The organism is Mycobacterium sp. UM_11 (assembly GCF_001414075.1).
GTDB lineage: Bacteria > Actinomycetota > Actinomycetes > Mycobacteriales > Mycobacteriaceae > Mycobacterium.
Genome location: NZ_LATC01000205.1, coordinates 1 through 2,357 on the forward strand (window position 1 = coordinate 1; position 2,357 = coordinate 2,357).

At 68.5% G+C, this 2,357-nt stretch carries 2 protein-coding genes, 1 tRNA gene and 2 pseudogenes; 3 read left to right on the top strand and 2 right to left on the bottom strand.

The window, feature by feature from the left end; translation table 11 throughout:
- Positions 1 to 20: 20 nt before the first annotated feature.
- Both WU80_RS24550 and WU80_RS24555 read left to right on the top strand, forming a co-directional pair.
- Positions 21 to 569, top strand: a pseudogene (locus WU80_RS24550) (serine hydrolase); the annotation flags it as partial.
- Positions 570 to 598: 29 nt separating this feature from the next.
- Positions 599 to 790, top strand: coding sequence for a hypothetical protein (locus tag WU80_RS24555; protein ID WP_055405523.1), 192 nt, complete (start codon positions 599 to 601; stop codon positions 788 to 790).
- Positions 791 to 824: 34 nt separating this feature from the next.
- On the opposite strand, the gene WU80_RS24560 is transcribed toward WU80_RS24555, so the two are convergent.
- Positions 825 to 911: transfer RNA gene (locus tag WU80_RS24560), tRNA-Ser, on the bottom strand.
- A gap of 37 nt (positions 912 to 948) precedes the next feature.
- Between WU80_RS24560 and WU80_RS24565 the strand changes: the two genes are divergently transcribed.
- Positions 949 to 1,917 (top strand): NAD(P)H-quinone oxidoreductase, encoded by a 969-nt coding sequence (locus tag WU80_RS24565; RefSeq protein ID WP_055405529.1) that lies wholly within the window; start codon positions 949 to 951, stop codon positions 1,915 to 1,917.
- A gap of 78 nt (positions 1,918 to 1,995) precedes the next feature.
- Here WU80_RS24565 and WU80_RS24570 read toward each other — a convergent pair.
- A pseudogene (locus WU80_RS24570) lies at positions 1,996 to 2,334 on the bottom strand (aminotransferase class V-fold PLP-dependent enzyme); the annotation flags it as partial.
- Positions 2,335 to 2,357 lie beyond the last annotated feature (23 nt).

Below are 2,357 nucleotides of genomic sequence, written 5' to 3' on the forward strand. Positions count from 1 at the left end.
GGAGATGTGTATAAGAGACAGAGGAGGATCTGCCCCTGGTCGCCCCGAGTCACGCGACCGGCCGTCCGTTGCCGCCGGTGGTCGCGCAGATCTTCCGCAAGGCGATCGGCGGGACGGTGCACGAGCAGATCCCCATCACCAACACCCCGCTCTTCCTCACCACGATCATCCCGTCGTCCAACACGGTGTCGACCGCCAACGAGATGTCCAGGTTCGCCGAAATCTGGCGCCGCGGCGGCACTCTCGACGGGGTGCGGGTGGTCAGCCCCGAGACGATGTACGGCGCGGTCAAGGAATGCCGCCGGCTGCGACCGGATTTCGCCGTCGGGCTGCAACCCGCGCGGTGGGGCACCGGCTTCATCCTGGGCACCGACCGGTGGGGGCCGTTCGGGCGCCACGCGTCGCACGCCTTCGGCAACCTCGGCCTGGTCAACATCGCGATCTGGGCCGACCCGGCGCGCGGCCTGGCGGCCGGCGTGGTGAGCAGCGGCAAACCCGGCCGCGATCCGGAAGCGAAGCGCTACACCGCCCTGCTGGACAAGATCACCGCGGAGATCCCCGCCGGTTGAGGGCGCCCTCGGGTGGGAACACTGCCGCCATGGCTACCTACCGAGTGCTCAACCCGAAGGGCGACGTCGTCGCGACCAAGGACATCGAAAGCGCCGACAAGGCGCACGCGTGGTTCGCCGATGAGGCGGTCGAGGGCAACGAACTGGGCTGGCGCATGGAGGTCGAAGCCGACGGCGAATGGCGCTTCTTCGACGACAGCGAGGGCGATCGCAGCTACTAGCGTTTGCCCCCGACGAGTGGGCACCCGACACGAGCGGTGGCGGAGGGATTTGAACCCCCGGACGGTGTTAGCCGTCTCTCGCTTTCAAGGCGAGTGCATTAGGCCGCTCTGCCACGCCACCGCTGATTAGGGTAGCGGGACTCGGTAGCGTGGCCACCATGCGCGCAATCGTCGCCGAATCCCCCGATCAGCTTTCCTGGCAGGAGGTGCCGGACGCGTCCGCCGGCCCGGGCGAGGTGCTGATCAAGGTCGCTGCGGCGGGCGTGAACCGCGCCGACGTGCTGCAGGCCGCCGGCAAGTACCCCCCGCCGCCGGGCGCCAGCGAAATCATCGGCATGGAGGTGTCCGGCGTGATCGCCGAAACCGGCGACGGCGTCACGGATTGGCAAGCGGGACAAGAGGTTTGCGCGCTGCTGGCCGGTGGCGGATACGCCGAGTACGTCGCCGTGCCCGCGGGTCAGGTGATGCCGATTCCCTCCGGTGTCGACCTCGTCGACGCGGCCGGGCTGCCGGAGGTGGCCTGCACGGTGTGGTCCAACCTGGTCCTGACCGCCCACCTGGGCAAGGGCCAGCTGCTGCTGATGCACGGCGGCGCCAGCGGCATCGGGACCCACGCGATTCAGGTCGCCCGCGCGCTGGGTGCGCGGGTGGCCGTCACGGCCGGTTCGGCGGAGAAGCTGGAGTTCTGCCGCGAGCTCGGCGCCGAGATCACCATCAACTACCGCGACGAGGACTTCGTCGAGCGGCTGCGGGAAAGCGGCGGCGCCGACGTGATTTTCGACATCATGGGCGCCGCCTACCTGGACCGCAACATCGACGCCCTGGCCACCGACGGGCAGCTGGTCATCATCGGGATGCAGGGCGGCATCAAGGGTGAGCTCAACATCGCCAAGCTGCTGATGAAGCGCGCCCGCGTCATCGGCACCACCCTGCGGGCGCGCCCGGTCACCGGGCCCAACAGCAAGACGGAGATCGTGCAGGCGGTGATCGGGTCGGTGTGGCCGATGATCGCCGAGGGCCGCGTCCGACCCATCATCGGCGCCCGCCTGCCCATCCAAAAGGCCGGCGAGGCACACCAACAGCTGACGTCGAGCAAGGTGACCGGAAAGGTCGTGCTGACCGTCTAGCCGCCGAGCGTGAACTGAGGGTGACGTTCCGCGCGTTTCGCCGCCGTGACGTCACGTTCGGCGAAAGGGGAGCGGCCGTCAGCCCAAAGACGCCAACGCGCGCACCAACTGGTCGACCTCCGCCGTCGTCGAGTAGTGCGCCAGCCCGACGGTCACCGCGCCGCCGACGTCGTTGACGCCCAGCACGTCCAGGGCGCGGGAGTTCTCGCACGTTACGGCGAGGATCCCGTTGTCGGCCAACCGCTGCACCACCCGCTCGGCGGGCACCCCGTTCAACGCGAAACTGACGACGGGTATGCGCACCTCCGGCCGTCCGATGACCATCACCAGGGGCAACGACCGCAACGACACCATCAGATAGTCGAAGATCCGGTTCATGTACAGGCCGGCCGACTGCATCGACACCGAGACTGTCTCTTATACACATCTGACGCTGCCGA